This window comes from Hyphomonas sp. (assembly GCF_018402285.1).
Lineage (GTDB): Bacteria > Pseudomonadota > Alphaproteobacteria > Caulobacterales > Hyphomonadaceae > Hyphomonas.
The window spans coordinates 459,570-485,024 of the sequence record NZ_JAGYJH010000003.1 but is presented as its reverse complement, the minus strand read 5'-3'; the positions used below and the strand labels follow the sequence as shown (position 1 = coordinate 485,024).

At 63.0% G+C, this 25,455-nt stretch carries 31 protein-coding genes and 1 riboswitch; of the genes, 9 read left to right on the top strand and 22 right to left on the bottom strand.

Annotated features, from left to right (window positions below; genetic code table 11):
• Window positions 1-32: 32 nt before the first annotated feature.
• The 5 genes from KG722_RS04995 to KG722_RS04975 all read right to left on the bottom strand — a co-directional run bounded on the left by KG722_RS04995 (window position 33) and on the right by KG722_RS04975 (window position 4,183).
• Window positions 33-236 carry a hypothetical protein gene (locus tag KG722_RS04995; protein ID WP_213270223.1) on the bottom strand — a complete coding sequence of 68 codons (204 nt, stop codon included), beginning with the start codon at window positions 234-236 and terminating at the stop codon, window positions 33-35.
• Between the two features lie 112 nt (window positions 237-348).
• The gene (gene dut / locus KG722_RS04990; protein WP_213270221.1) at window positions 349-804 is read right to left on the bottom strand and encodes a dUTP diphosphatase; all 456 of its coding nucleotides are present in this window, start codon (window positions 802-804) and stop codon (window positions 349-351) included.
• A gap of 45 nt (window positions 805-849) precedes the next feature.
• A complete protein-coding gene (gene coaBC, locus KG722_RS04985; protein ID WP_213270208.1) occupies window positions 850-2,079 on the bottom strand; it encodes a bifunctional phosphopantothenoylcysteine decarboxylase/phosphopantothenate--cysteine ligase CoaBC in 1,230 nt (409 codons plus the stop codon).
• A gap of 116 nt (window positions 2,080-2,195) precedes the next feature.
• On the bottom strand, window positions 2,196-2,528 hold the full coding sequence (locus KG722_RS04980) for a hypothetical protein (RefSeq protein ID WP_213270206.1): 333 nt from the start codon (window positions 2,526-2,528) through the stop codon (window positions 2,196-2,198).
• Between the two features lie 134 nt (window positions 2,529-2,662).
• Complete coding sequence (locus KG722_RS04975) at window positions 2,663-4,183, bottom strand: AarF/UbiB family protein (RefSeq protein WP_213270204.1); 1,521 nt, start codon at window positions 4,181-4,183, stop codon at window positions 2,663-2,665.
• A gap of 85 nt (window positions 4,184-4,268) precedes the next feature.
• Between KG722_RS04975 and KG722_RS04970 the strand changes: the two genes are divergently transcribed.
• Window positions 4,269-4,433 (top strand): hypothetical protein, encoded by a 165-nt coding sequence (locus KG722_RS04970; RefSeq protein ID WP_213270202.1) that lies wholly within the window; start codon window positions 4,269-4,271, stop codon window positions 4,431-4,433.
• Between the two features lie 11 nt (window positions 4,434-4,444).
• On the opposite strand, the gene KG722_RS04965 is transcribed toward KG722_RS04970, so the two are convergent.
• Window positions 4,445-5,233 (bottom strand): class I SAM-dependent methyltransferase, encoded by a 789-nt coding sequence (locus KG722_RS04965; RefSeq protein ID WP_213270200.1) that lies wholly within the window; start codon window positions 5,231-5,233, stop codon window positions 4,445-4,447.
• Window positions 5,234-5,279: 46 nt separating this feature from the next.
• Between KG722_RS04965 and mutM the strand changes: the two genes are divergently transcribed.
• Window positions 5,280-6,125, top strand: a complete 846-nt coding sequence (mutM, locus tag KG722_RS04960; protein ID WP_300998241.1) for a bifunctional DNA-formamidopyrimidine glycosylase/DNA-(apurinic or apyrimidinic site) lyase — start codon at window positions 5,280-5,282, stop codon at window positions 6,123-6,125.
• Here the strand turns inward: mutM and KG722_RS04955 are convergent.
• The 12 genes from KG722_RS04955 to KG722_RS04900 form a co-directional block, all read right to left on the bottom strand.
• Window positions 6,122-7,324: an NAD(P)/FAD-dependent oxidoreductase gene (locus KG722_RS04955; protein WP_213270196.1), complete on the bottom strand. Its 1,203-nt coding sequence runs from the start codon at window positions 7,322-7,324 to the stop codon at window positions 6,122-6,124. The genes mutM and KG722_RS04955 overlap by 4 nt on opposite strands.
• Before the next feature lie 69 nt (window positions 7,325-7,393).
• Complete coding sequence (locus tag KG722_RS04950) at window positions 7,394-8,356, bottom strand: retropepsin-like aspartic protease (protein WP_213270194.1); 963 nt, start codon at window positions 8,354-8,356, stop codon at window positions 7,394-7,396.
• A gap of 72 nt (window positions 8,357-8,428) precedes the next feature.
• The gene (locus KG722_RS04945; RefSeq protein WP_300998240.1) at window positions 8,429-9,586 is read right to left on the bottom strand and encodes an acyl-CoA dehydrogenase family protein; all 1,158 of its coding nucleotides are present in this window, start codon (window positions 9,584-9,586) and stop codon (window positions 8,429-8,431) included.
• The gene (locus tag KG722_RS04940; RefSeq protein ID WP_213270192.1) at window positions 9,583-11,322 is read right to left on the bottom strand and encodes an amidohydrolase; all 1,740 of its coding nucleotides are present in this window, start codon (window positions 11,320-11,322) and stop codon (window positions 9,583-9,585) included. The genes KG722_RS04945 and KG722_RS04940 overlap by 4 nt, the downstream gene beginning before the upstream one ends.
• A 75-nt stretch (window positions 11,323-11,397) precedes the next feature.
• On the bottom strand, window positions 11,398-11,745 hold the full coding sequence (locus KG722_RS04935) for an MmcQ/YjbR family DNA-binding protein (RefSeq protein WP_213270189.1): 348 nt from the start codon (window positions 11,743-11,745) through the stop codon (window positions 11,398-11,400).
• The gene (locus KG722_RS04930) at window positions 11,742-12,485 is read right to left on the bottom strand and encodes a DUF3667 domain-containing protein (protein ID WP_213270186.1); all 744 of its coding nucleotides are present in this window, start codon (window positions 12,483-12,485) and stop codon (window positions 11,742-11,744) included. Before KG722_RS04930 ends, KG722_RS04935 begins: the two co-directional genes overlap by 4 nt.
• 3 nt (window positions 12,486-12,488) lie before the next feature.
• Window positions 12,489-12,677: a hypothetical protein gene (locus KG722_RS04925; protein ID WP_213270183.1), complete on the bottom strand. Its 189-nt coding sequence runs from the start codon at window positions 12,675-12,677 to the stop codon at window positions 12,489-12,491.
• A gap of 16 nt (window positions 12,678-12,693) precedes the next feature.
• Entirely contained in the window at window positions 12,694-13,581 is an 888-nt protein-coding gene (locus KG722_RS04920; RefSeq protein ID WP_213270180.1) for a lysophospholipid acyltransferase family protein, read from the bottom strand.
• Window positions 13,581-14,741, bottom strand: coding sequence for an acyl-CoA dehydrogenase family protein (locus KG722_RS04915; protein ID WP_213270177.1), 1,161 nt, complete (start codon window positions 14,739-14,741; stop codon window positions 13,581-13,583). The genes KG722_RS04920 and KG722_RS04915 overlap by 1 nt, the downstream gene beginning before the upstream one ends.
• A 14-nt stretch (window positions 14,742-14,755) precedes the next feature.
• The gene (metA, locus tag KG722_RS04910) at window positions 14,756-15,679 is read right to left on the bottom strand and encodes a homoserine O-succinyltransferase (protein WP_300998239.1); all 924 of its coding nucleotides are present in this window, start codon (window positions 15,677-15,679) and stop codon (window positions 14,756-14,758) included.
• A 75-nt stretch (window positions 15,680-15,754) separates the two neighbouring features.
• Window positions 15,755-15,832: riboswitch (SAM riboswitch) on the bottom strand.
• 33 nt (window positions 15,833-15,865) lie between these two features.
• Entirely contained in the window at window positions 15,866-16,318 is a 453-nt protein-coding gene (locus KG722_RS04905; protein ID WP_213270174.1) for a hypothetical protein, read from the bottom strand.
• Between the two features lie 6 nt (window positions 16,319-16,324).
• The gene (locus KG722_RS04900; RefSeq protein WP_213270171.1) at window positions 16,325-17,137 is read right to left on the bottom strand and encodes an enoyl-CoA hydratase/isomerase family protein; all 813 of its coding nucleotides are present in this window, start codon (window positions 17,135-17,137) and stop codon (window positions 16,325-16,327) included.
• A 153-nt stretch (window positions 17,138-17,290) separates the two neighbouring features.
• Between KG722_RS04900 and KG722_RS04895 the strand changes: the two genes are divergently transcribed.
• The 4 genes from KG722_RS04895 to KG722_RS04880 all read left to right on the top strand — a co-directional run bounded on the left by KG722_RS04895 (window position 17,291) and on the right by KG722_RS04880 (window position 21,612).
• A complete protein-coding gene (locus KG722_RS04895) occupies window positions 17,291-17,929 on the top strand; it encodes an exopolysaccharide biosynthesis protein (RefSeq protein ID WP_366910065.1) in 639 nt (212 codons plus the stop codon).
• Window positions 17,930-17,942: 13 nt separating this feature from the next.
• Entirely contained in the window at window positions 17,943-18,290 is a 348-nt protein-coding gene (locus KG722_RS04890) for a DUF3088 family protein (protein WP_213270166.1), read from the top strand.
• A gap of 76 nt (window positions 18,291-18,366) precedes the next feature.
• The gene (locus KG722_RS04885) at window positions 18,367-19,305 is read left to right on the top strand and encodes a nitronate monooxygenase (protein ID WP_213270163.1); all 939 of its coding nucleotides are present in this window, start codon (window positions 18,367-18,369) and stop codon (window positions 19,303-19,305) included.
• A gap of 129 nt (window positions 19,306-19,434) precedes the next feature.
• Window positions 19,435-21,612: a M3 family metallopeptidase gene (locus KG722_RS04880; protein WP_213270160.1), complete on the top strand. Its 2,178-nt coding sequence runs from the start codon at window positions 19,435-19,437 to the stop codon at window positions 21,610-21,612.
• 83 nt (window positions 21,613-21,695) lie between these two features.
• Here the strand turns inward: KG722_RS04880 and KG722_RS04875 are convergent, their stop codons facing one another.
• The 4 genes from KG722_RS04875 to KG722_RS04860 form a co-directional block, all read right to left on the bottom strand.
• Window positions 21,696-22,163, bottom strand: a complete 468-nt coding sequence (locus KG722_RS04875; RefSeq protein ID WP_213270157.1) for a PTS sugar transporter subunit IIA — start codon at window positions 22,161-22,163, stop codon at window positions 21,696-21,698.
• 26 nt (window positions 22,164-22,189) lie between these two features.
• Complete coding sequence (gene raiA, locus KG722_RS04870) at window positions 22,190-22,786, bottom strand: ribosome-associated translation inhibitor RaiA (RefSeq protein WP_213270154.1); 597 nt, start codon at window positions 22,784-22,786, stop codon at window positions 22,190-22,192.
• A gap of 180 nt (window positions 22,787-22,966) precedes the next feature.
• The gene (locus KG722_RS04865; RefSeq protein ID WP_213270152.1) at window positions 22,967-23,098 is read right to left on the bottom strand and encodes a helix-turn-helix domain-containing protein; all 132 of its coding nucleotides are present in this window, start codon (window positions 23,096-23,098) and stop codon (window positions 22,967-22,969) included.
• Entirely contained in the window at window positions 23,089-24,027 is a 939-nt protein-coding gene (locus KG722_RS04860; RefSeq protein WP_213270149.1) for a sigma 54-interacting transcriptional regulator, read from the bottom strand. The genes KG722_RS04865 and KG722_RS04860 overlap by 10 nt, the downstream gene beginning before the upstream one ends.
• A gap of 211 nt (window positions 24,028-24,238) precedes the next feature.
• On the opposite strand from KG722_RS04860, the gene KG722_RS15005 reads away from it, so the two are divergent.
• The 3 genes from KG722_RS15005 (at window position 24,239) to pspB (ending at window position 25,453) form a co-directional block, all read left to right on the top strand.
• A complete protein-coding gene (locus KG722_RS15005; RefSeq protein WP_255417544.1) occupies window positions 24,239-24,370 on the top strand; it encodes a hypothetical protein in 132 nt (43 codons plus the stop codon).
• A gap of 25 nt (window positions 24,371-24,395) precedes the next feature.
• Window positions 24,396-25,076 carry a phage shock protein PspA gene (pspA, locus tag KG722_RS04855; protein WP_213270132.1) on the top strand — a complete coding sequence of 227 codons (681 nt, stop codon included), beginning with the start codon at window positions 24,396-24,398 and terminating at the stop codon, window positions 25,074-25,076.
• 119 nt (window positions 25,077-25,195) lie between these two features.
• The gene (gene pspB, locus KG722_RS04850) at window positions 25,196-25,453 is read left to right on the top strand and encodes an envelope stress response membrane protein PspB (protein ID WP_213270129.1); all 258 of its coding nucleotides are present in this window, start codon (window positions 25,196-25,198) and stop codon (window positions 25,451-25,453) included.
• Window positions 25,454-25,455 lie beyond the last annotated feature (2 nt).

The window sequence follows — 25,455 nt, the reverse complement described above, 5'->3', positions numbered from 1 at the left end:
TCTATAACGCGGCTTGGCCAGTGCCGCCAGCATCAGCCGAGGCCGTCGATATCGCGGCGCAGGCGCCAGTCACGGTCCGTGATGATCTGTTCCAGCGTGCGGACACGGGCGTTCAGACGCTCGAATTCAGCGTCTCGCGCGTCGGGCAGCACCTGCTGGGCGGCGCGCCGCGTTCCTGACCGAAATGCCAGCCAGAAAACCAGCGCGCCGACGAAGAAGTAAAAAGCTGCTGCCATGACCACTCCCTCCTTTATTGATATTCAATATGTGGGGAAGATGGCGCCGCGTTCAAGAAAAATTGATCGCTGGGAGCATTATTTTTTTGGAGAACTGCTCGTGGCGGGCGCGCTAGCGGCCTGTCGAGCCGAAGCCGCCCGCCCCACGCGCAGTCTCCCCGAGGGCCTCTACCTGCGACCAGGCGAGGCGTGTGACCGGGGCGAGCACGAGCTGCGCAATGCGCTCGCCGCGTTGGATAGTGAAGGGCTCGGCGCCCAGATTGATCAGGATTACCTTGATTTCACCGCGATAATCGCTGTCGATCGTACCGGGCGTGTTAAGGCAGGTGAGGCCATGCTTTGCGGCGAGGCCCGAGCGCGGGCGGACCTGGATCTCGTAGCCTTCAGGGATCGCTACGGAGAGGCCGGTAGGCACCATGGCGCGGGCACCGGGCGCGAGCACGGTTGGCTCGCGATCCGGCACCGCAGCGCGCACATCCATGCCAGCTGAGCCCGCCGTCTCGTAGGCGGGAAGATCAAGCCCGGCAAAATGGGGCAGCGGAAGCACTTCAACAGTCACGTCGGTCATGGACCGAGGCGTGGGGAGACTCTTGCGAGGAGTCAAGCGGGCCGCTTACTCCACCGCGAGGCCCAGGCCATCCCCACCGCCGGCGAAGGCGTCGGCGATCTTTTCGGCGAGGCGGGTGCTGACCGCTTCCTTGGGCATACGGGGCCAGCGGTCGAGGCCGCCCTGGGTGATCAGGGTGATCTCGTTTTCGGCCCCGCCCATGACATCGCCGGAGACATCATTGGCGACAATCCAGTCGCAGCCCTTGCGGACGAGTTTTTCCTGCGCGTGGCGGTCCAGCTCATGGGTCTCGGCGGCAAAGCCGATGACGAGCGCCGGGCGCTTTTTCTTCTTGTGACTGATCATGCGCAGGATGTCGGGGTTTTCAGCCAACTCGATTATGGAAGACTTGCCCTCCCCTTTCAGCTTCAGCTTTTTGTCAGCCGCTTTCACCGGGCGCCAGTCTGCGACGGCGGCGACCGAGACGAAGATGTCCGCTGGCAGAGCATCTTCACAGGCCTTAAGCATCTCGCGAGCTGTTTCGACCTTTACCAGCGTGACGCCTCCAGGCACGCTGAGGGAAACAGGGCCGGAGACGAGCGTAACCCTGGCGCCTTGAGCGGCAAGCGCAGCGGCGATGGAATAGCCCTGCCTGCCGGAGGAATGATTTGAAATGTAGCGAACTGGGTCAAGTGGCTCACGTGTCGGGCCAGCGGTGACGAGGGCGTGACGCCCCACAAGGCGGCCAGATGACCGTGGACGGAGCATCTCCTCGATCTCTGCCACGATACGTGGCACATCCGGCAGGCGCCCCGGCCCGAATTCGCCGCAGGCCATCGGGCCGACGTCCGGCTCCATGACCGTTACGCCGTCCGCGCGCAACTGGGCTATGTTGCGCTGGGTAGCAGCATGCTGCCACATGCGCACATTCATGGCGGGCACCATCAGCACGGGCTTGTCGGTGGCGAGCAGCGCGGTAGACGCAAGATCGTTGGCGTGGCCGTGAACGGCTTTGGCCATCAGGTCAGCCGTCGCCGGGCAAACGACGAGGAGATCAGCCGAGCGGGAAAGCTCGATATGGCCCATCTCGGTTTCGTCGGTGAGACTGAAGAGGTCTGTATAGACTTTCTCGCCCGAGAGCGCGGCAACAGAGAGCGGCGTGACAAATTCGGTGCCCGCCTTGGTCAGGATCACGCGCGCGCCGATGCCGCGCCGGCCTAGCTCACGGATGAGCTCAAGGCTTTTATAGGCGGCAATGCCGCCGCCGATGACGAGTAGGATGCGTTTGGCGCTCATATGTCCGCTATATCGGGTGTGACTGGCCAGGTTTCTAGCGCAAAAACCTTGCCGCCCCCCCATCAAATCCCCGCGAATGCGCGCGCGGCCTCAACCTTCCGGCAAGGATTGGCGCCTCAGTTGCCGACGCGGATGATCCGTGCCTGGGTCGATCCGGAGAAGCCGCCACGGTCTGACACCTTTATCACGCCGCTTTGCTGGGACGCCGGGCCTTCCTTGCGGCGGATGACAACGGTTGTGGCCATCGGCTCGCCGAGGCGGGCGATGTGAATGACTTCCCGGGCCGGGCCAGCTTCTGCGCAGGGGCCGGTGATGATGATCACGCCGCCTTTGGCCATGATCGAGGCGTCAAGCTGAGCGGCCTTGCTGCAATTGCCCCCGGCGAGGGGCTGGGACAGCGCTGGCGCAGCCAGGGCGCAAGCGGCGGCGAGGAGAATTGCGAGCTTCATCGATTCGGCTCCCTTCTGGTGGCGGAGAGCTGAAGGTAACCGAAGTCTTAACGCGAAGAAGCTCTTACGCCTCTGAAGGGAACCTCACAGGAAGTGAGGCGCCACAGCCGCGAGAAATTCGCCTGTCTTGAGGATCAAAGCGCGTCGAGCGCGAGGACGCCGAGCCCGGCAAGGACAACCACCAGAGCGAACCAGCCCCACCAGGGCGCAAACCGCTCACGCGGCGGCGCGGGGGGTGGCTCAGCCTCAAGGCTCTTTTCGAACCGATCCATCACTTCGGGCAGGCGTTTCAAGCGATTGGTCACTTCACGGACATTCTCGGTGATGAAGCGCGCCGCACCTTCCGGCCCGAAATTGCGTCGCATCCACGCCTCGATGACAGGCTCCGACGCGTTCCAGATGTTGTGAGTGGGATCAATCGTTCGGGCGACGCCTTCGACCTGCACCATGGTCTTCTGCAGCAGGACAAGCTCCGGGCGCAGCGCCATGCCGAAAGTGTGGGTATAGTCGAAGAGTTGGAGCAGCACTCGGCCCATCGAGACTTCCTCGGCCGGGCGGCCAAACAGCGGCTCTCCAATGGAGCGCAGCGCCTGGGAAAAGTCGCCCACCGACTGACTTGGCGGCACATAGCCCGCCTCGAAATGCACCTGCGCAATACGCATGTAGTCCCGCTTCAGGAAGCCCCAAAGAATTTCCGCCAGGAAGCGGCGCTCGATGACGCCGATGCGGCCGATGATGCCGAAATCCACCAGCGCAATCGTGCCCTCCGGCGTGAGGATCGCGTTGCCTTCATGCATGTCGGCATGGAATACGCCGTAATTGATGGCGCTGGCGAGGAAGCCCTGCGTTATATCATTAGCAAGTTTCTTGCGGTCGATACCGGGTTGATCAAGAACGCCCGGCGCTGTCAGCGGGATGCCCTCGATCCATTCCGCCGTCATTACGCGCTTGCCGGTGCGCTCCCAATCGACTTTGGGTACACGGAAGAAACCGGTATTCTCGTAGATCTTGCGCATCTCGTCGGCCCCGCCCGCTTCCAGGCGCAGGTCGGTCTCGCGCAGCATGGCGCTGGCGATAGTCTCGGTGAAGGCAACGGGCCGCAGGCGGCGGCTATCCATCGATACACCCTCTATTGTGCGGGCGGCGCGACGCATCGCCGAAAGCTCAAGCGTCAGCCGGCGCTCGATCCCGGGACGGAGTATTTTCACGGCGCGGTCGCCATCTGGCAATTCCATCCGGTGCACCTGCGCGAGCGAAGCGGCCGCGACCGGCTCTCCGAGCCCAGGGAACAGGCGGTCGGCCTCGGCGGCGCCAAATTCGGCGGCGAGCGCAGCGCAGGCCTGCTTCATGGAAAATGGCGGCAGCTTGTCCTTCAGGCGGGCGAGGTCACCAGCTACTTCCGATCCGAATACGTCCGGCCGCGTGGCAAGGAACTGGCCGAGCTTGATATAAGCCGGGCCGAGGCGTTCCAGCGCATGGGCAAGGCGTTCGCCCGGCCGCCCCTTTGCGCCGCCGCCAAAGACGCGCAATACGCCGCCGGCAATGCGGGCGGGCAATGGCAGGCGGGACTGATATTCGCCCGGCAGCACCACATCATGGCGCGCTAGGGACGTGCCCGCACGGATGAGCCGCCGATAATCAGAGAACATGCCCATCTAGCGCGCGCCCGCCGGTATGGAACAAACCGCGCAGGCTGCGCGTTGAGGAATACCGAATATCTCCAGGAGGCGAAGAATAATCATGTCTACATCCCCCTCATCTAACAAACTTATGTATTTCATCGTCGGCATTCTGCTGGCCGGTGCCATTGGCTTTGGCATCTACTACTTCACCGAAGGACCGGGCGGCGAAGACAAGGTCGAAATTTCCATCGGTGAAGACGGCATAGACATCGACGGGAACTGACCCCGCGCGCATCAGATCGCCCAGCCAAAGTGCAGGGCGGCGATGCCGCCGGAGTAATTGGTAACCGAGACCTGGCGGAAGCCAGCACCCTCGATCTCGGATTTGAACGTGTTCTGGTCCGGGAATTTCCGGATCGACTCGATCAGGTATTGGTAGCTGTGCCGGTCGCTGGCGATGAGTTCACCAAGCCGCGGGATCACAGCAAAGCTGTAGCGGTCATAGGCTTCCTGCAGGACCGGCGCCGTCATATGGCTGAATTCGAGCACAGCGAGGCGCCCGCCGGTTTTCAGGACACGGCGGAACTCCTTGAGTCCCGCCACGCGGTCTGCAAAGTTGCGAATGCCAAACGAAACTGTCACGACGTCAAAGCTCTTGTCCGGATAAGGCAGGCACTGGCCATCCGCGCAGACCCAGCTCAGCCGGTCGCCCCATCTGGCGTTGTCGCTCCGCGCCTTGCCCGCCTCGAGCATGGCGTCGTTGATGTCTGACACAATAGCCGTCGCTTGGCGCGCATCCCCGCGCCGCTTACCGGCTTTGTCTGCCAGATCGAGAAACGCCCGGCCCAGTTCGCCCGTGCCTCCGGCGACATCCAGATGGCGCTCACCCGGCTGGGGATTGATACGATTCATCGCGTCATGCTTCCACAGCCGGTGGACGCCGCCGCTCATCAGATCGTTCATCAAATCATAGCGGGATGCCACCGAGCGGAAGACGCCCTTAACCCGGGCGACCTTCTCGGTTTCCGTCACCTCTTCGAAGCCGAAGGAGACGATGCGATCTTTGCTGTCCTGACCAGTCATGGGAACCTATCTTACCTGCGAATGCCTTAGCGTATATGCGATAACGATGCCTGAATTACCTGAAGTCGAGACAGTTCGCCGCGGACTTGCCCCCGTCATGGAGGGACGGCGCATCCTGAGGCTTGAACAACGCCGCGCGGACCTGCGCTTTCCCCTGCCCGAGCGGTTTGCCGAGCGGCTCTCCGGCGCGCGGATCGACCGGCTCGCCCGGCAGGCGAAATTCCTCGCCGCGCACCTCTCTACCGGGGAAGTGCTGGTGATGCATCTGGGCATGACCGGACGCTTTACGATTGGCGGGCAGATGCCGGGGGACTTCTACCACAACACCGGCGGGATCGCGGCGCATGACCATGTCGTGTTCCATATCGAGGGCGGCGCAACCGTCACCTATAACGACCCCCGCCGGTTCGGCTTCATGGAGCTCTGGCCAGCCGCGACTTTCCTGGCATACCCGCGGCTAATGACGATGGGGCCGGAACCCCTCTCCAACCGTTTCTCCCAGGCCTATCTAGACGAGGCACTGCGCAGGAAAGCCGCCCCGATCAAGGCCGCCCTGCTGGACCAGAAGGTGATTGCGGGACTTGGCAATATCTATGTCTGCGAGGCACTGTTCCGGTCGGGTATCTCGCCCAAGCGACTCTCCAAGACCATTCCCGGCCAGCGCGCGGCGCGCCTCGCCCCGGCGATCAACGACGTGATTGCCGAGGCGATTGAGGCGGGCGGATCGTCGATCTCCGACTTTGCCGCCACCGATGGCGCGCTCGGCTATTTCCAGCACCGCTTTGACGTCTATGACCGCGCGGGCCAGCCCTGCAAACGCTGCGGGGGCGAGATCAAACGGATCGTGCAATCGGGGCGCTCGACGTTTTACTGTCCGAGTTGTCAGCGTTAGCGCTCCGCCTTTAGCCCCATCCTCTTCAGCGGCGCGCCAAAGGCACCCGCTACGAGCCCTGCCAGCAAGGGCGGCGCGGGCCATAGGCGTAGCAACGGGGCCGCCAGCCGGTCGCGTAACCACGGGATCATCGCACCGTCTGACTGGTAAACCGGCGTGAAGGCCCAGGTCATCAGCTGGTAGAGACGTACATGGCCCGCGCGGATCTTCAGGAAAAGGCGCAGGGCTGCGGGCACATCGGCCTCCTGTTTCAGCGACTGGGCGAGGCCATAAGCATCGAGCAGCGCCATGTTTGCCCCCTGCCCCAGCTGCGGGCTAGCTGCATGCCAGGCATCGCCGATATGAACGAGCCGGTCCTTTACAGGGACCGCGTGCGTCCGGTGGCGATAGCGGGCGAAGGTCAACTGCTCATGATGCGCAAGCTGATCGAGCAGGACTGCTGTTTCCGGCCAGAGGCGGTGAGCGGCATCCTTCCAATGGATAAGCGGCGCGGCGCGGAAGGCGTCATACTGGTCAGCACGGATGGACCAGAAATAGGTGAGGCTGTCTGGCGCGCCCGGCGCTGCGCGGCCCGAAGGCATGACGCCCGCCATCTTGCGCGCGACTTCGTAGCGTTGCTCAAGCGCAGATTTATCAAATGTGCTGCTCACAGGCCAGGGCAGCGTCGCCCAGAGCGCGCCATAGGTGAGCTCATCCTTCGGCGCAGACGACAGAGGCGAGCGTACACCCAGTGCGTCGATGATCAGATCATAGGATCCGTGCAACCCGCCTTCAGCGTCCGTCAATGTCCCGGCCCCGGCATCGGCTGAGACAATCCGGGTTGCGGGCACGAGCCGCGCGCCCGCTGCAATGGCGGCGGCCTGCAGGACGTCAAACAGCACAGCCCGCTGGATGCCGAGACCGGCAAGCCCCGGCCGCAGGGCGCCGTAGCGGACATCCAGCACAGCCCGGCCGGTATCCACCGAAATGCCGTGAAGGCGCGCAATCGGCGTGCCGAGCGCCTCTGACTGCATACGCAGGCCCATAGCGCCGAGCACGGCGAGCCCTGTTTCCTGCAGCATCAGGCCGGAGCCGACAGGCCCGGCTGCGGCAAACTGGTCAAACAGTGTGACGCGGTGCCCCTCGCGCGCCAGCATCGCTGCGGCGGCAAGCCCGCCGATGCCGGCCCCGGCGATCCCGATGCTGAGTTCCCGCGCCATCTGTCCCCGGCCTGTCCCGCTTCAGTCCGGACCATTCCGAAAGCTGCGCCGGAAGGCAACCCCTTGGCTTTAGGGCTGTATGCGGCTGCCCCGGGCATCGAAGTTGATCGCCATTTCAAGGCCATCATCCCTGGAGGTCAGGAAGATGTATCCACGCCGCCGGTCAATCTGGACACGGAAGAGCGACAGAAGATCAAGCCCCAGCAGCATGGCCGGCTCATCGCGCAGGCCAAGATTGTCGAACATCGCCGGATCGGCGACCACCATGTTGATCCTGCGTACGCTGAAGCGGGCCATTGAGAACCGTCTCACCCCCGCCACCGACACAGCCATCTGCCCCCCGGTTGCGCCCTGCAGCAGGGTGGATTTTTCCTCGTCCCGCTGTGTCTTTGCGACCTGCGCCATTTTTGAATTGATGAAGCTGAAGGGCGAGCCTGTGTCGATCAGCGCCGTGCCCTTGACACCATTGATGGTGATGTCGGCAAACATCAGCCCACCTTCGATCCGCAGCGGGCCGCGTCCAGTGCCACCAGCATCTCCCTTGGGGCGCCCGTCATAAACAGAGAACCGGCGAGCCGGAAAATCGAAGTCCAGTACATCCCCGCCAAAGGCGACTGCCGGAATAACCAGAGGCCCGCCCGGCATCTGCTCACGGTCATTATACGCGGTACGCACGTCCAAGAGGCGCGCAGCGTCACTGCTGATGCTAGCGAGATTGACGAGCGAGAAAGTCCGCTCACCGAGCAGACCGAACACCTGAACCTTGGCTTCTTCCGGGGAGGGCGCGGCGACGCCTGAGCGCTCCGCCGCGCGGCTTTCGATCATGGCGATTGTGGCCGCCGTGTCGATGATCGCGGGCAGCTCCTGCCCGCCATTGACGCGGATGGGCGTGATGAAATAGCCTGCTTCATCGAGATCGAGAGGGAAACTAAGGCGACCCGCCGAAGCGTCGCCCGGCAGGCCAAGGCAAGCAAAGGCCAGCGCAGCGGCGGCAAAGCGCGCAAACCAGCCTGCAGGCTGCATAGAGCGCATCGGCAGATCCTCCCGTATCTTCCCGGCACTTTTTTCGATCATGCCACAGAAGCTGGCGCGCCGCCAGAACGCTCACACCATGCCGCCATCTGTCGGCAGGCCGAAGAGGATGCGCCCGGTGAGTTCCAGGGTGGAAGGCGCAGTCACGATGTGCTGCGTGATGGCATGGGCATCGCGGAACCGGCGTTGCAGGTCACTCGCCTCGAACAGCGCCGCGCCGCCCCCCAGATCATACAGCGTGCGGCAGATGTCGGCGCCGGAGCGGGTCATGTGGGTGCAGGCAAGGCGCAGGTCTGCGCGGGCCTCCATCGGTATGGAGCCCTCGCCCTGCGCGATTGTCCAGACACGGTCTATCTCGGCGAAGAGATAGGCCCTTGCGGCCCGCCATTGCGCTTCGCAGCGGGCATACTCTGCCTGCATCGTCTGGCGTTCGCTCAGCGTCTTGGACGACCCCTGGCTCTTCTTGACGGTGGCGAGATCATGGAATGCGTCGAGCGCGCCGCGTGCATTGCCAAGCGCCACCGCCGAGACGCCGAGCGCCAGAAGGCCAAAGGCCGGAAACTTGAAAAGGGCCCCAGTCTCGCGCGGCGTATCCGCCACCAGCGACACCGACCTGCCGCGCGGCACCAAAATATCCCTCACCTCGATATCACCCGAGCCGGTGCCCTTCAGGCCCATCACATGCCAGGTATCATGCAGCACGGCTTCCGAGGTGGGAAAGATCATCATCCGCGTGTCGGGCGCGCCGCTGGGCAATCGCTTCATCTCGCCGTTTTCCCAGACCGTACAGCCCCCGCAAAGCCAGGTGCAGTTGGCCGAGCCCGAGCCCCACTGCCACCGCCCGGAAACGCGGTAGATGTCTCCTTCCACCACCGCCTTCCCCATTGGCGCAAAGACGCCGCCCGTGATCGTCAGCGGATCGCCATAGATCGCCAGGGCAAATTCAGGGTCCATATAGGCCGCGTTAAGCGCTGTCGTAGCGGCAATCATCACGCACCAGCCTGCGCTGGCATTGGCAGCCGCGGCAGTTTCGGTCACCTCGACAATCTCGCGTGGGCTGAGTTCCAGCCCGCCGAAGGCCTTGGGCGTCACCATCCGGAATACGCCTGCCGCCGCCAGCTTCTGCGCAAGATCCGCCGGAAGGCGCCGGGCGGTCTCCATCTCGGCGGCCCGCGCGGCAAGTTCCGGCAAAAGGGGCTCAAGCAAAGTCAGAGGGGTTTGCATCATCATTCGTCCTCAGGCGTTCCGGCGGCGTAGATCGTGACGCCTTCCTTGATGGTTTCGAGTATCCGGATGTCTTGCATCTCAGCAGGATCAACCGTCAGCGGATTATCCGACAGGACCACGAAATCGGCCTTCTTGCCGGGCGTGATCGAGCCCTTCTCACTTTCCTCGAAATACTGCCGCGCCGCGCTGAGCGTCACCGCGCGCAGCGCGTCTATCGGCGCGGCGCGCTGATCTTCCCCCAGCACCTGCCCGGACCGGGTTTCACGGTTTACGGACACCCAGAGCAGCTGGATCACATCAGGCGGCACCACCGGCGGGTCATTGTGGATCGTATACGGAATGCCGAGCGCCTTGGCGGCAACCAGCGGGCTGATGAATGCAGCGCGCTCCGGGCCGAGTACGGCGTCCCGGTGCCAGTCGCCCCAATAGAAAGGATGTGCCGAAAAGAAGGACGGGATAATCATTCCCGCCGCCATTTCTTCCAGCTGATCGGCGCGGGCGGCCTGGGCATGGATGATGACCGGGCGCTGGTCTGCCTCCGGATCAGCCGCGATCACCGGCGCGATCATGTCCAGATACTGGTCGATGGCGCGGTCGCCATTGGCATGGGCGATGATCTGGATGTTCCGGCTCCAGGCCTGCTCGAACAGGCTCGCAACGCTTTCATCGGCATGAATGCGGTAACCCGAATACCCATTCTGCTGACTCGCAGGAGGGCTGACATAGGGCCGCGTCAACCAGCCAGTCTTACCCTGCAGCGACCCATCGAGCAGCAGCTTGATTCCCCCCACACGGAATCTGTTTTCATACTGCCTTGAGGCCGCAAAATCCTCGGCGATGACCGCCCCGTCCGGAAACAGCTGATAGGCGACGACATCAAGATATAGCCGCCCCGTCTCAGCCACCTTTCTGAGGTCTGCAATGTTATGGGGCTGAGCGGCGCCCTCCTGCACTGTCGTGATGCCATAGCTGGCATAAAGGTCCTGGATCTTCAGGATGCCTTCGATGCGCTGGCTTTCCCCCGGCTGGGGCAGATGCGGATAGAGGAGATAAAGCGCTGTCTCTTCCAGCACGCCATTGGGGGTGTGCCCGTCGGCCTCCCGGCGGATGACCCCGCCGGAGGGATCAGGCGTCACGGCCGTGATACCGAGAAGTTCCAGGCAGGGCGTGTTGCACACCGCAAAATGCGCGGACGTATGCATCAGCATGACCGGCTTTTCGGACGAGACGGCGTCAAGATCCTGCCGTGTGGGGTGGCGCTGCTCAGCCAGCAGGGAATCGTCATACCCCCAGCCGGCAATCCAGGGAGCATCGGGATGCGCGCCGCTCCAATCGGCAAGCGCCGCCTGCAATTCGGTAATCGTGCGCACCGGCCCGGCTGGCGGTGGCTGGATATTCGCCATGCTGGCGGCCTGGGACATCAGGGCAAAGTGGCCGTGCGTGTCGATGAAACCCGGCGCCAGGGTCGCCCCGCCAAGATCGCGGACGGCGGCCCCCTCTCCGGCGAGGCCGGTGACCTCCTCCAGCGTGCCAACCGCAAGGATTAGGCCGTCCTTGACCGCCACGGCCTCGGCGTCCGGAAGGGCATCGTCGACCGTGATGATCTCGGCATTGAGGAAAATCGTGGTGCCCGCGCCTGAGCCGGCATCCTCGCCCGCCTGAGGCGCCGCGCAGGCGGTCAGAAACAGACCAGTGAGCGCCAGGCTGCGCCAAATGTTCAGGCCCTTGCTGGTTGGCATGGCTTCCCCTCCCTTATGTGTCTTCTTTTGCCGGGATCATCGGCCAATCCGGCCATGGAAGGCAAGCGCGCCGTTTTACCCGGCAAGCAGGCCGTGCAGCTTGGGCGGGGCAGCATGGCGCCAGGACATCACCAGCGCCGAGCGCAGGGTGGCAAGGTCACACGCGAAAAGCCGGATCGAGGTTGCCCCCTTCTCCCCCCATTTGTTGGGTACGGGAAAGAAGATGGCAGGTTCTGCCTCGCAGATCATCCTTTGCTCTTCCGGCGTCAGGAACACATTGGTGAACTCATGATGGGGCGGCAACGTGCAGAAGACCTTCCCCTTCGGTGCATCGACCCGGAAACTTGCCCAGTCGAAATGCGGCCGTTCCAGCGCCTTGGGCAGCTTGAGCGCCTCGGCGCGGAGCTGCGCGGGCGGGATCATACCGACAGGGCCCCGATGAGCAGCGAGACAAGCACACCGATCACCATGGAAAAGTACAGCGCCGAGTGGAAGTGCAGCGACACGATCAGGTGATCGAAGAACAGGAACTGGCTGCGCCAGAGATAGAGCAGCGCAAGCAGGCAGGCATAGACCGGCAGCAGGATGAACATCAGGCGCGGGATCCACTCCTGCGTCTGCTCAGCCAGATGGTCGGGATTGTCCATCACCTGCGCAAAGCGCGCGGCATCGTCATTGCCCTGCGACCCCGCATCGCGAACGGCGTCGAGGGCATCTTTCGGCATGAAGCCGACCCATTCACCCCCCGGATCAGCCGGCGTGGCAACGCCCTCTTCTCCTGGCGACGCTGGCGCTTCCGGGATGAACACGTCCGGCCCGCTCTGCCACAGCGCCTCGACCTCATTTATACCGTCGAGCGCGCCGCGATACTCTTCATTCGTCATTTCGCCTTCGGCATAGGCGCGCTCGATCTCCGCGCGCGCTTCCCCGAAATTCTGCCCGCTGCCGGGAACCACACTCAGCCCCCGGCCCAGTGCCAGCGGCAGTACGACAAAGAAGATCAGCGAGGCGAGCACATAGAGCCGCAAGGGCGGAATGAAACGCGCCCTCTGGCCGTCAAGATAAGCCCGCGTCATGCGGCCGGGATGGAGCAGCAGGCTCGGCAGTGTCCGCGCCACCCGGCCATCAAGCGCAAACAGCGTTTCGATGGTTTCCCCGAGCAACGCCTAGAAAGGCTGGCGCAGGCTTTGGGCGCTCTGTCCGCAATCATGGCAGAAATCGCCCGCGAGCGCTGCGCCGCAATTGCGGCATACGCTGTCGCGCGCGCTGGTGCGGGGGCCAGCAACGCCCGCCGCCGCATCGGCGCCGGCATGCTCGAGCGCCGTATCGGCCGCGCTGCCCAATTCCTCACTCATGCCCTGCTCTCTCTAGTCAGCGGAACACTTTCGGCTTGTTCGCCATGAAACGGGCCGTGGCTGCATGGTATCGCAAAGCCCGCCCCCCGGGTGCAAGCTCATAGGTTCGCTCGCGCAGGAATTCCATGAGATCGCGGCGTTTGCCAGCTGCTTCCAGCATGTCCGGGCTCAGCGTCTCGCCGATCCCCACAGTGAGCGTCTTGCCCATCCGGCGGCGCACTTCCCGGAAGACCAGCGCCAGGCGCAGCTCCAGCGACAGGTGGGAGGCAATCTGGAAGAGGCGCGAATTCTGGCCCTCAAAGAAAACTGGCGTCACCGCCGCGCGGCCATGCGTGATCAGCTTGGCCGTGAACGGCTTCCAGTCATCGTCCACGGCGAGGGGTGCAAACGGGCCCGGCGTCGTCGACACCCCGCCCGCCGGAAACACGATCACGCAGCCGCCCGCCTTCACATGCCCCAGCGCCGCCTTGCGCATCGCAATATTGGCCGCCACCGCTTCGCGCGTGCCGGCAAAGTCCACCGGCAGCAGCCACGGCTTTGCCTCGGGCACAGCATCGAGCACAGAATTGGTCAGCACCCGGAAATCCTGCCGCCGCTGCCCGACAAGCCAGCTGATGACGAGGCCGTCCAGCACGCCGAAAGGGTGGTTCGCAACAATCACCAGCGGGCCCTCAGCGGGCAGCGCAGCCAACCGGGCCGCATCATGCAACACCGTCAGGTCCAGCAGACGGATAGCCGCCTCGAAGAAGCCTGTCTCGCCGAGCTCCCCGGCGCGGTAACGATCGTATAGGCGCGCGAGTTTTGGCTGCCCCGTCGCACGTTCCACCCCGCGCACCAGCGCCCGCTTCAGCGGGTCATGGAAATACGCTGCATAGGAAAGTTCCGGCGCGGCGGGCGCGTCCATCAGAGCCGCCACATGCGCGCAAGGTTGTTCTTCTGCATGTCAGATGATCCGCCCACGATCGGCATGCCCAGAAGATCCCGAAGGTTGCGCTCGATGTCATAGGCGTCCGACAGACCATAGGCGCCAATCACCTGCTGGCAGGCGAGCGCGATCTCGACGCCCGTATCTGCCACATAGAGCTTTGCCATCGCCGTCTCTGCCGAGCAGGGCTGGCCCGTGCTGGCAAGCCAGGCGGCATGATAAAGCATGTGGCTGCAGGCGGTGAGTTTCGTGCGCGCGGTCACCAGCTTGTGGGCAATTGCCTGGTGCTTGGAGATGGTTTTGCCAAACTGCACCCGCTCCTGCGCGTACTGCCAGGCCTCCTCAAGGGCGGCGCGGGCAAGGCCAAAGGCAACCGCGGTGATCTCGATCTTCTCCACGTCCAGCGCGCGCCCGGCGAGCGCGTCCCAGCCCTTGTTCCATTTTTCCGGCCCGCCGACGACCGCGCTCTCCGGCAGGCGGACATCATCGAGAAACACATCCATAGAATGGGTGTAACGCAGGTTGGCATGCTCGATCGGCGTCATCGTAACACCCTTTGAGTTTGTAGGTATTAGGACGAAAGTAAGATTGCCATGCCGCGCGCCCGGCTCGCCCGACCGGCAAAGGCAGTAGATATAGTCCGCCCAGTCTGCGCCCGTGCACCAGCGCTTGGCGCCCTTGATGACGATCTCGTTTCCGTCCCGCTCCACGCGCGTTTCAACGCTCGGGAGGTCGCCGCCGACATTCGGCTCAGACAGGCCATAGGCAAGGAAGATTTCCCCGCGTGCGAGTTTCGGCAGCAGCTCTTCCTTCTGCGCTTTCGAGCCGTTCTCCGAAATGTTGAGCCCGCCATAGAAGGCGGCATGAATGTAAGGCCCGGCCATGCTCGGACCGCCCTGGCATAACTCCTCGATCACGGCGGCGGCAGCGTAGATGTCCTCCCCCTGCCCGCCATACTCTTCGGGAATGGTGAGGCCGATCAGCCCCATCTCCGCGATTTCGCGGAACAGTGCCCGGTCCCAGGTCGCCTCCCGGTCCCACTCCCGGCGCTTCTCGCGCGGCATCTTATCGCCCACCCAACGGGAAAGCTGGCGGCGGATTTCGGTCACATGGTCAGGTTCTGCGGCAAAATAGGTCATGCCGCACTTCTGGGCTAACCGCCGATTTCGTCAAGACTGAACGGCGTGGACTGGTAGGTCTGGTTGATCCAGTTACCAAACAGGAGATGCGCGTGGCTGCGCCAGCGGTTGAGCGGCTGGCGCGTGGGGTCATCTTCCGGGAAGTAGCCGAACGGCACCTGAATCTGCTTGCCCGCCTCCCGGTCGCGCTCGAACTCCTCCTTGAGGGAGAAGGAGTCATACTCCACATGGTTGAACATGTAGAGGCTGCGCCGCTTGCGGTCTTCAAGCAGGCAGGGCCCGGTATCATCACTGTCGATCAGCAGGCGGAGTGCCGGGCGCTCCAGCACATCGGCGCGGCGCACCTCTGTCCAGCGCGATACCGGAATGGCAAAGTCATCGGAGAAGCCCGAAAGATAGGGAGAAGCCAGATCAAGATTGCGGTGACGGAACACGCCAAACGCCTTGGCTTCGAGCGGATACTTAGGCAGCCCATGAAAATGATAAGCCGCCGCCATCGCGCCCCAGCAGATATAGAAAGGCGAATGCACATTCATCTGTGTCCAGCCAAAAATCTGCGTCAGCTCTTCCCAGTAATTCACCTCTTCGAACGGCATCTGCTCAATCGGCGCGCCGGTAACGATAAAGCCGTCAAACTTCCGCTCCCGGATTTCTTCCCAGGTCTGGTAAAAGCTGATGAGGTGTTCCTGCGAAGTATTCTTGGGCGTGTGGCCGCCTACGCGCACCAGCGTCAGCTCAACCTGCAGCGGCGAGGCGCCGATCAAACGGGCGATCTGCGTCTCGGTGCGGATCTTGTTGGGCATGAGGTTCAGAAGGCCGATCTGCAGCGGGCGGATATCCTGCCGGACGGCGTCTGTCTCGCGCATTACCGCGACGCCCTCTTTGAGAAGGGTTTCACGCGCGGGCAGCGTATCGGGATCCGGATCGGCATGGCTCAAACGTCCTCTTCGGCCCGCTTCAGGTCCAATAAACAATGCCGCAATCGAGGGGGAAAGGCAGGCCCGGAACTCCGGCTTTCCTGCATCTCGGCCCTTTAGCGACTTGTTTAACGTGGCTGCAAGCCGGCCGGCCAAATCACCACAATTGGGCATTTAGTACGGGCTGGGCCTGCCGTCAAATGCCCGTCAGGCGGGGCGTGCCTGCCTTGCCTGAAAGCCAAAGAGACCGGCCGACACCAGAAAGACCATCAGCAGCAGGATGTTGAACGCGGCAACCGTCCCAAAGCCGGCGCCCTGCTCGGCCGTTACCGCCATGGCCAGGCAGCAAGCAGCCGCCTGAACGCCCGCAGCCGCGAGCATCGCCCGGCTCATGCCGCCCGCCTCCAGCCGGGAAAGCGCTGCGCCCCCAGCCGCTACCAGGATCACGGCCGCATAGATGAGGTTTGCCGGATTGCCTTCCGCACCGATGATCCCGACAGCCAGCGACACCCAGATCGTGACAAGGCCCGCGCCGACGGCAATTGCCAGCCCCGCCAGATAGGCGGGCGAAGACCACCAGCGCCGCGCCAGCAGGAAACACCCCGCCACCCCCGCCAGCAGCACCCCAGCCGCCACGAAATCCTCAACGCCCCAGTTCATGGCGTCTCACTCCCCAGTCAGCTTCGCTGACCGGCGTTCCTTAAACGCCGCCACCGCCTCTTTCCGGTCCCCAAGATAATTGGAAACGCTCTCCCAGCCTATGGAAGCGTCCATCAACTGCGCGGCCAGCGCGCGCAGCGGAATGTTGGCGGTCGTCTTGGTCCAGCGCACGGCCCATTTCGGGTTCGCCATGATCTTGCCCACGATCTCGTCCACCTTCGCGTCGAGCTCGGCGGCCGGCACGGCATAGTTGATGAGGCCGAGGGCCTTGGCTTCCTGCGTGCTCAGCAGATCGCCCGTCATCAGAAGCTCCTTGGCCTTGGCAAAGCCGATCAGCTGCGGCCAGATCAGCGCGCCGCCATCCCCGGCCACCAGGCCGACCTTCACATGCGGATCGCCGATCTTCGCTGTCTCATCGGCGATGATCACATCACAGAGGAGCGCAATCGTGGCGCCAAGGCCGGCGGCGGCGCCGTTCATCCGGCAAATGATCGGCTTTTCCATCTGCAGCAGCGTCACCACGATCTGCTTGGCATCCCAGCCGATGGCGCGGAAGCGTTCGGGATGGGCAATCTGTTCCTCAAACCAGTCGAAATCCCCGCCTGCACAGAAGGCCCGCCCCTTGGCCGAAAGGATGATTAGGTCGCTTTCACTGTCGCGCTGCAGGCAGTTAAAAACGAGCGCGAGCTCTGTATGCATCGCCTCGTCCACCCCGTTCACCGGATGATCGGAGGTGATGTAAGCCGTCAGTACACGGCCCTTCCGCTCGAAGGTGAAACGGTCCCATTTTTCTGCCGTTATGTCATATTGCGCGCTCATGTTTCCTCCGGCCTCATTTTGGCGCCACCCTAATTGCACCCGCCTGCCGGGCAAGCTCCTAAATTCGCGGCAAGGCCCCGGCCGCCCTTTTTTTCCCTCAATCAGGCACCATGTGACGCAACCATGGGGTGCTGCCCCGCGTTGAGACAGCCCGTGACTCCAGATTTCCAGGATACCAAAGACCCGCTCCATGTGACCCTGGAGAAGATGCTCGGCGCGATCGACACGCCGACGATCACTCTGCGCCGCCTGTTAGAGCTCATCGGCGAGCAGGGCCTCCTCTTCCTCTGTGCCCTCCTCACCATTCCCTTCCTGCTGCCCGTGTCGATCCCCGGGCTCAGCTCGGTCTTCGGCCCGGCGATCATCCTGATTGCCGCAGGCATCACGGCCAACCGCATGCCCTGGCTGCCCCGCCGCCTTGCCCGCAAGGGGTTTGACGCCGAAAAGCTCAAGGCCTCGCTGCAACGCGGCCTCGGCCTCGTCGCCCGGATCGAGCGTTTCATCAGCCCGCGTCTGAAGGCGCTCACAGCGTCGGGCCTGCCTGCCCGCATCAATGGCATCGCGCTGATCTTCGCCGCCCTGCTCCTGATGGCGCCCTTCGGCTTTGTCCCCTTCTCCAACACGCTGCCCGCCTATGCGATCTTGCTGATGTCCATCGGCATGTCCCAGCGCGACGGGTTGGTGGTGATCGCCGGTTACCTGCTGATCCTTGCCAGCCTGGGCTATTTCGGCGCGCTGATCTGGCTTGCCACGCAGGCCGGTCAAGGCTTGTTTGGCTTTTTTAGCCCCTGACAGGACGCTTCCTATGCCCCGTGATACGCTATTCTGTTTGCCGCCCGGTTTCGAGTCCAATGGCCGGCGCGAATTCTGCCCCGAATGCGCCGAAATCTGGGGCCTCCTCGCCTGGTATCCGGCGCTGAAGGAAACGGTGGACGTGGTCTATGTTGGCATTGATCATCCGCGCGGCCAGATTGTCAGCCTACTGGGGCCGGGCAAGCACAATGCGCCCACCTTGGTGCTCGCCGAAGGCTCGCCCCGCACACCGGACGTCACCTATGACGAGGCAGGCGGTTACGCCTTCCTTCCCTCCGCCCGCCTCATCGCGCGGCATTTCGCCGGCCTCTACGGCACGCCGATGCCGCGCGGCGGCTGAACCGCAGGGCCTCTTGCCTCCCGCTGCGTCAAGCCGCTCTATTCCCGCCAGACAAGAAACGCCCCGGAGGAACCCCATGGCCGCCAAGCCCGTAAAAACCCGCATCACAGACATGCTCGGCATCGAGAAGCCGATCATCCAGGCCGCGATGGGCTGGATCGCGCGGTCCCAGCTTTCTTCGGCAGTCTCCAATGCGGGTGGCATGGGCATCATCGAAACTTCCTCAGGTGAACTCGACGCCATCCGCCAAGAGATCAGGAAGATGAAAACCCTCACGGCCAAACCCTTCGGCGTGAACGTCGCCCAGGCCTTCGTGCGGGATCCGAACATCATTCCCTTCATCATCGATCAGGGAATCAAATTCGTCACCACCTCGGCTGGTGACCCGATGAAATACACCTCCACCCTGAAGGAAGCCGGCCTCACAGTCTTTCACGTCGTCCCTTCCCTCGCAGGCGCCCTGCGCGCCATCGAGGCAGGCGTTGACGGATTGATCGTGGAGGGCGGCGAAGGGGGCGGCTTCAAGAACGCCAAGGACGTCGCATCGATGGTGCTGATCCCACAGGTCTGCGAGGCGGTCAGCGTGCCCGTCGTCGCCGCAGGTGGCATCACTGACGGGCGCAGCATGGCAGCAGCCTTCTCCCTTGGCGCCGAAGGGGTGCTGATGGGCACGCGCATCCTCTCCAGCGCCGAAAGCCCCGTCCACGCCAACTGGAAGGACGCCATCGTCAACGCCGACGCCACCGACACGGTCTTCCTCAACCGCGCAGGCCCCGGCCCCGCCCTGCGCGCCTTGCGCACCGAGCGCACCACCCGCCTCGAAAAGGACGGCAGCCCCAACATCTTCGGCGAATTTGCCGGAACCCAGGACGTCTATTTCGGCGGAAACCTCGAAGCGGGCATCGCCCTCACCGGCCAGGTCGCCGGCCGCATCAAGGACGTAAAGCCCGTCGCGCAGATCTTCGAGGAAACGCTGGAGGAATATCACCGCGTCGTCGCCGCGCTCCCCCGCTGAGCGTAATTCCATGGCGTTCGGGTCAAAATCGGGGGCGAAACCGCCCTCTTCTGCCCGTTTCTCTGGAAATCTGCGCCCCCGGCGTCTAAACCGCCCGCAATCTTCATTGCCAGAGGAAGCAGGATGAAAATGTCAGAAGCCCTGAAGGGCGGCGCCGCCGCTCTTGTTCTTGCAGCAACGGCCGCCTGCGGCGCGCCCGAAGCGGCCAAGCCAGAAGCAGAAGTTGCCGGCCAGATCGAACTGCCGGAAATCACGGTCACCGACGCCGAACTGGAAGGAAACCCCTTCCGCGCGGACTGGACCGGTGCCTATGGCGTGCCGCCGTTCGCACAGATCACTGACGCGCACTATATGCCCGCCGCCAAGAAGGGCATCCTCGAGATGCGCGCCGAAATCGACGCCATCGTCAACAATCCTGAAGAGCCCACCTTCGAGAACACGATCCTGGCGCTGGAAACCTCCGGCCAGTCGCTCGACAAGGTGATGCGCGTCTTCGGCAACATTACCAACACCGACACCAATGATGCGCTCAATGCCCTTGAAGGCGAGCTTTATCCGATGCTCACCCGCGAGCAGGACGCGGTCACCTTCAACCCGAAACTCTTCGCCCGCATCCAGGCCATCTACGACCAGCGCGACCGCCTCGGTCTTGACGAGCAGGAAGCCCGCCTCCTGGAACTCACCCACCGCAATTTCGTCCGCTCCGGCGCCGGGCTTTCCCCGGAAGTCCAGGCAGAAGTCGGCCAGATCAACGCACAACTCTCGGCCCTGACCACAGAATATGGCCAGAACCTTCTCAACGCCACCAACGCCTTCAAGCTCGAAATCACCGATCCGGCCCGCCTCGGCGGCCTGACCGAAGATTTCAAGAACGCCCTTAAGGTGGATGGCCAAGACAAGTGGGAAGTCGGCCTCAGCCGCTCCTTCTTCGAGGGGTTCATGTCCAGCGCCGAAGACCGCGAGCTGCGCAGCCAGCTGTTTGACGGCTATCGCACGGTCGCCTCCTCCGGCGAGTATGACAACAGCCCGGTCGCTCTCAAAATCGCCCAGCTGCGCGCAAAACGCGCCGAGCTGATGGGCTACAAGAGCCACGCCCATTATGTGCTCGAACAGCGCATGGCCCACACGCCGGAAGCTGCCCTGGAATTCCTCGGCAAGGTGCTCGAGCCTGGCCTCAGCCGCGCCGCCGAAGAGCAGGCCGACATGGAAAAGATCGCAGGCCACGAAATCCTCGGCCATGACTGGTGGTTCTATTCGGAGAAAGTCCGCGCCGACAAATACGCCTTCGACGAAAACCAGCTTCGCCCTTATTTCGAGCTCAGCGCCACCTTTGACGGCGCCTTTGAAGTGGCCTCGCGCCTCTTCAACATCTCGATCGAGGAAGTGGCCGTGGACGGATGGAATCCGGTCGTTAAGGCCTATGACCTCAAGGACACCGAGACCGGTGAACATCTCGGCCTCTTCATGGTCGACATGTATGCCCGCGACTCCAAGCGTGGCGGCGCCTGGATGAGCACCTACCGCTCTTCCTCGGAGATTGACGGTGAGACCGTCCGCCCGATCATCACCAATAACATGAACCTGGTGACCCCGGCCGACGGCCAGCCCACCCTCCTTTCGCCCACCGAAGTGGAAACCCTTTTCCACGAATTCGGCCATGGCCTGCACGGCCTCCTGACCCAGATCCGCTATCCGAGCTTCTCAGGCGTCTATGGCGGGCCCGACTATGTCGAGTTCCCCGCCCAGGTGCTCGAACATTGGTGGAGCCAGCCCCAGGTCCTCGCAATGTATGCCCGTCACCACGAGACCGGCGAAGTCATACCGCAGGACCTCATCAACAAGATGAACAATGCCTCGACCTTCAATCAGGGCTTCAAGACAACTGAGTACATTGCCGCTTCGCTGATCGACCTGCACTGGCACATGCTGTCTTCGGAAGAAGCCAATGCGATCACCGATTCCCGTGAGTTCGAAAAGTCCGTCCTCGCCCAGTACAACATCCCGGAAATCATCGAACCGCGTTACCGCTCGACCTACTTCTCCCACATCTTCGCCGGCGGCTATTCGGCCGGTTACTACTCCTACCTGTGGGCAGAAATTCTGGATGCGGACGGCTTTGACGCCTTCAAGCAATCGGGCGACATCTTCAATCCGGAAGTTGCCGCGAAGCTGAAACAGTGGGTGTTCGAATCCGGCGGCCTGCGCGAGACCGACGAGCTTTACCGCAACTTCCGCGGATCGGACCCCGGCATCGAGCCGCTGCTGCGCAATCGTGGCTTTGCCGAGCCCTCGCCAGCCGAAGGCTGATTGCCGGCCCTAAGCGCCCAAACAAAAAACCCCGTCTCATCGAGGCGGGGTTTTTCGTATCCGGATTAAACTGAACCAGATGATCAGCCCCCGGTCACCGGATCCTTGCAGATCAGCGACTTGATCTCGTTTTCGTTGCGCGCCTTGCGCAGGCCGTCGCGCACGGCCGGCTGGCGGAAGAAGCGGCTCACCTGGGCGAGCGCGCGCAGATGATCGGCGCCCGCGCCATCGGGCGCCAGCAGCATGAAGATCAGGTCGCACGGCCGGTCATCAATGGCTTCAAAGTCGACGCCATGCACGAGGCGCAGGAACCCGCCGACCGGCGCGGAAAGTCCCGCGAGCCGCGCATGCGGAATGGCAACGCCTTCGCCCACCCCGGTCGAGCCGAGACGTTCGCGCTCCATCACAGCGTCCTCGATCGCGCGCGGACCGATCCCCGTCGCTTCGCTGAGCGCCTCGCACAGGACATGGATCGCCTGCTTGCGGCTGGTCGCCTCGTGAAAGGGAATGATCACCCCGCCTTGCAGCAGGGCACTCAAATCGGTGGCCATCAAACTACTTTCCGTAGCACGTCGCGCTAATTCCGGGGCGTGTTGGCGGGGTCAACCCAGCCAATATGCCCATCGGGGCGGCGGTAGACCATATTCAGGCCATCATGGCTAGCATTTCTGAACATGAGTGCCGGGACATCCTGCAATTCCAGCTGCATGACTGCCTCAGAAACGCTCATTGTCCGGATCTGGACCTTGGTTTCTGCAACCGTGAGGGGCGCCTCCCCGATCTCCATTCCCGTATCCACCGAATCCTCGGCTTCATCATCGGTTGCCTGGATCAGGATTTCGGCTGCCATTTCTGCCGGAAGCAACGGCTGGCCGTTGGTGTGGTGATCCTTCAGGCGGCGCTTGTAGCGGCGCACCCGCTTCTCCATCTTTTCGAGGCTCACCTCGAGCGCGGCATAGGGGTCGTTCGCCTTGCCTGACGATTGCAGGACGATCCCCGATAGCAGGTGAACATTGCAGTCGACTTCCACGAACGGTCCCTGCTGGGACACGAAGACGTTGGCATCGCCCGTCCGGCTGAAGTATTTGGATACCGCCGCTTCAAGCCCTTCTTCGATCCGCCCTCGCAGTGCCTCACCCAATTCCATATGCCGGCCGGTGATCTGAATCTGCATGGGCGTCTCCTTTGCGTGTGACCATAAGAGCTATCCTGAAGATAAGTATGCATCAGGAAGCCACCAGTGGCGACTCCCTTCCGTGCAGCGCCGCCGCATCTGTCTGAAATCTAATGTGTTCATGCCCCCCGCGATTTAGGGATTAACCCTGAGGGTGCCCGCCGGATGGCGGGCACCGGCTCACTCCGCACGCTTGGCATAGCCATGCTTTTTGAGCAGCCCGCGCAACTGGTGATAGGTCAGGCCGAGGGCGTCTGCCGCCTTGCCCTGATGCCCCCCGGTATCGGCGAGCGCGCCATCGATCAGCTGCATCTCGAAGAGGCGGACGGCATCTTCAAAGCCGCGCGCCGGGCTTTGCGGCCGGTCGGCCGGCTGAAGCTCGGCCGCGCTTGAATGGGTCGAGGCACCCTGAAAACTCCAACTGGGTTGGAGTTTTTTGGAGTGTTTTTTGGCCGCCAGGGAGAGGCAAACGGGTCGAGCGCCGAGGGCTCGAATCGCACCGGTTCGTGCGGCGCAGACACGATGGCGCGGTGGGCCAAGCGCTCGGCGAAATTGCGCAGCTCGCGTATGTTACCAGGCCAGTGCCAGGCCTCGATAGCCTCCAGCGCAGAGGGGCCAAATCCGGGAAAATCCTGAGCCATTTCAACGGCCATCCGCCGCGCAAAGAACTGCGCCAGCAGGGTCTTGTCCCCATGCCGCACCCTCAGCGGCGGCAGCGTCACCACCTCAAAGGACAGCCGGTCAAGCAGGTCCCAGCGGAACTTGCCCGCATCCGCGAGCGCGGGCAGATCCGCATTGGTCGCCGCCACGATCCGGACATTGGCGGTAAGCACCTTGGACCCGCCAACCCTTTGAAATTCCCCGTATTCCACGACCCTGAGCAGCTTCTCCTGCACCTGCTGGGACGCTGTCGCGATCTCGTCCAGAAAGATTGTGCCCCCGTCCGCCAGCTCGAACCGGCCGCGCCGCATATCGGTCGCGCCGGTAAAGGCGCCCCGCTCATGGCCAAATAGCTCTGAATCCAGAAGGGTTTCCGAAAGCGCCGCGCAATTGACCTTCACAAACGGGCCCTCCCAGCGCTTGGACAGGAAGTGCAGGCGCTCCCCCACCAGCTCCTTGCCGGTGCCCCGCTCCCCGATCACGAGGACAGGCCTGTCAAGCGGGGCGAGCCGGCTGGCCTGCTCCAGCGCGCTGAGCCAGGGGGCAGATTCGCCAATCAGGTGCGTTGTGCGTTCTTCCATTTGGTCTATTTAGCCAATATGAATGGCTATTTCTACCATTCCTTTGGCTTTTCTTACCGATACATTCTTAACTCGGAGCCCTGAAAAACTTTTTTACTCTTTAAAAACAAGGCTTAATGAAATTAATTTTGAACTGGCACAGCTCTTGAAATGAAGATGCCATCAGGGCGACGGGCGTTGCCAACCCACTCAAACCAAGGACGACACAGAAATGAGCTACCAGGACGATCCCTACACACCCCGCACGGACGCCGGCCGCTTTGGCCGCTGGCTCGCTTCGCGCCGGGCGGAGACGTGGATGTTCTTCGCTGCCGGCGTGCTGCTCGGCGGCCTCTTCTTCTGATCTCCAGTCACGAAAGGATTAACCCATGGGTCTCTTCTCCCGTCTTGGCGACATCATCAACTCCAACCTCAATGCGATGCTTGATGGCGCCGAAAACCCCGAAAAAATCGCCCGCCTGATCATCCAGGAAATGGAAGACACGCTGGTCGAAGTGCGCACCGCCGCTGCCCGCGCAATGGCCGACAAGAAAGAAATGGAGCGCGAAATCGCCCACTTCACGGCCACCCGCGATGACTGGGCTGCCAAGGCCGAGCTCGCAATCGACAAGGGCCGCGAAGACCTCGCCCGCGGCGCGCTCATCGCCAAGCAGAAATGCGAAACCGAAGTCGAGCGCCGCCATCACGCGATGAAGATCGCCGAGGAAGCCTTCGAGCGCCGCCAGGAAGACCTCACGAAGCTCTCGGCAAAACTCGACGAAGCCAAGGCAAAGCACCGCGCCCTCGTCATGCGCCGCGAAGCCGCCGAACAGCGCATCCGCATGCGCAGCCAGATGTATGATGGCCGCGCCGATGAAGCGATCCTTCGCTACAACCAGCTGGAGCGCAAGGTCGACGAGATGGAGGCCTACGCCGATACCATCCGTGGACGTGAGCCGAGCCTGGAGCAGGAATTCGCCGAGCTCGAGCAAAACGAGTCGATCGAGAAAGAACTCGCCGCGCTGAAGGCCCGCAAGGGCAAGCCAGCGGCCAAGAAGTCGGAGGGCTGATCCATGATTTTCTCTCTGGTCTGCCTCTTCGGTTTTCTCGCTGTGATCTGCACGCCCGGGCTCATCGCCCAGGCGCGTGAGGAACGCTCTGCGGCTTCTGCCGCCGGCAAGGAGTGATCATGGACGAGATGATTATCCCTCTCGTCGCGATCCTGGCTCTCTTCGTGGTGCTGCCGGGGATGGTGTTTCACTACATCACGCTCTGGCGGCGCCAGAAGACCCTCCAGCCGGACGATGAGCGGATGCTCGAGGACCTCTGGCGCTCCGCAAAGGCAATGGAGCACCGTATCGAGACCCTCGAATCGCTCCTCGCCGCCCGGGACACCGACACCCATCGCCGCCCGCCGCGCCCCACCCACTCCCATCTTGACGATTAAGG

Bases quoted from the DNA above. Each gene is read 5' to 3' on its own strand.
- KG722_RS04900 (WP_213270171.1), bottom strand. From the start codon at position 17,137: ATGAGCGCGCAATATGACATAACGGCAGAAAAATGGGACCGTTTCACC.
- KG722_RS04940 (WP_213270192.1), bottom strand. From the start codon at position 11,322: ATGCCAACCAGCAAGGGCCTGAACATTTGGCGCAGCCTGGCGCTCACT.
- mutM (WP_300998241.1), top strand. From the start codon at position 5,280: ATGCCTGAATTACCTGAAGTCGAGACAGTTCGCCGCGGACTTGCCCCC.
- KG722_RS04885 (WP_213270163.1), top strand. From the start codon at position 18,367: ATGGCCGCCAAGCCCGTAAAAACCCGCATCACAGACATGCTCGGCATC.
- KG722_RS04875 (WP_213270157.1), bottom strand. From the start codon at position 22,163: ATGGCCACCGATTTGAGTGCCCTGCTGCAAGGCGGGGTGATCATTCCC.
- KG722_RS04865 (WP_213270152.1), bottom strand. From the start codon at position 23,098: ATGCAGCTGATCGATGGCGCGCTCGCCGATACCGGGGGGCATCAGGGC.
- KG722_RS04945 (WP_300998240.1), bottom strand. From the start codon at position 9,586: ATGATGATGCAAACCCCTCTGACTTTGCTTGAGCCCCTTTTGCCGGAA.
- KG722_RS04920 (WP_213270180.1), bottom strand. From the start codon at position 13,581: ATGGACGCGCCCGCCGCGCCGGAACTTTCCTATGCAGCGTATTTCCAT.
- KG722_RS04915 (WP_213270177.1), bottom strand. From the start codon at position 14,741: ATGACCTATTTTGCCGCAGAACCTGACCATGTGACCGAAATCCGCCGC.
- KG722_RS04995 (WP_213270223.1), bottom strand. From the start codon at position 236: ATGGCAGCAGCTTTTTACTTCTTCGTCGGCGCGCTGGTTTTCTGGCTG.
- pspA (WP_213270132.1), top strand. From the start codon at position 24,396: ATGGGTCTCTTCTCCCGTCTTGGCGACATCATCAACTCCAACCTCAAT.
- KG722_RS04905 (WP_213270174.1), bottom strand. From the start codon at position 16,318: ATGAACTGGGGCGTTGAGGATTTCGTGGCGGCTGGGGTGCTGCTGGCG.
- KG722_RS04890 (WP_213270166.1), top strand. From the start codon at position 17,943: ATGCCCCGTGATACGCTATTCTGTTTGCCGCCCGGTTTCGAGTCCAAT.
- KG722_RS04925 (WP_213270183.1), bottom strand. From the start codon at position 12,677: ATGAGTGAGGAATTGGGCAGCGCGGCCGATACGGCGCTCGAGCATGCC.
- KG722_RS04950 (WP_213270194.1), bottom strand. From the start codon at position 8,356: ATGCGCTCTATGCAGCCTGCAGGCTGGTTTGCGCGCTTTGCCGCCGCT.
- KG722_RS04965 (WP_213270200.1), bottom strand. From the start codon at position 5,233: ATGACTGGTCAGGACAGCAAAGATCGCATCGTCTCCTTCGGCTTCGAA.
- dut (WP_213270221.1), bottom strand. From the start codon at position 804: ATGACCGACGTGACTGTTGAAGTGCTTCCGCTGCCCCATTTTGCCGGG.
- raiA (WP_213270154.1), bottom strand. From the start codon at position 22,786: ATGCAGATTCAGATCACCGGCCGGCATATGGAATTGGGTGAGGCACTG.
- KG722_RS04860 (WP_213270149.1), bottom strand. From the start codon at position 24,027: ATGGAAGAACGCACAACGCACCTGATTGGCGAATCTGCCCCCTGGCTC.
- KG722_RS04980 (WP_213270206.1), bottom strand. From the start codon at position 2,528: ATGAAGCTCGCAATTCTCCTCGCCGCCGCTTGCGCCCTGGCTGCGCCA.
- KG722_RS04935 (WP_213270189.1), bottom strand. From the start codon at position 11,745: ATGATCCCGCCCGCGCAGCTCCGCGCCGAGGCGCTCAAGCTGCCCAAG.
- KG722_RS04955 (WP_213270196.1), bottom strand. From the start codon at position 7,324: ATGGCGCGGGAACTCAGCATCGGGATCGCCGGGGCCGGCATCGGCGGG.
- coaBC (WP_213270208.1), bottom strand. From the start codon at position 2,079: ATGAGCGCCAAACGCATCCTACTCGTCATCGGCGGCGGCATTGCCGCC.
- KG722_RS04970 (WP_213270202.1), top strand. From the start codon at position 4,269: ATGTCTACATCCCCCTCATCTAACAAACTTATGTATTTCATCGTCGGC.
- KG722_RS04975 (WP_213270204.1), bottom strand. From the start codon at position 4,183: ATGGGCATGTTCTCTGATTATCGGCGGCTCATCCGTGCGGGCACGTCC.
- KG722_RS15005 (WP_255417544.1), top strand. From the start codon at position 24,239: ATGAGCTACCAGGACGATCCCTACACACCCCGCACGGACGCCGGCCGC.
- KG722_RS04880 (WP_213270160.1), top strand. From the start codon at position 19,435: ATGTCAGAAGCCCTGAAGGGCGGCGCCGCCGCTCTTGTTCTTGCAGCA.
- pspB (WP_213270129.1), top strand. From the start codon at position 25,196: ATGGACGAGATGATTATCCCTCTCGTCGCGATCCTGGCTCTCTTCGTG.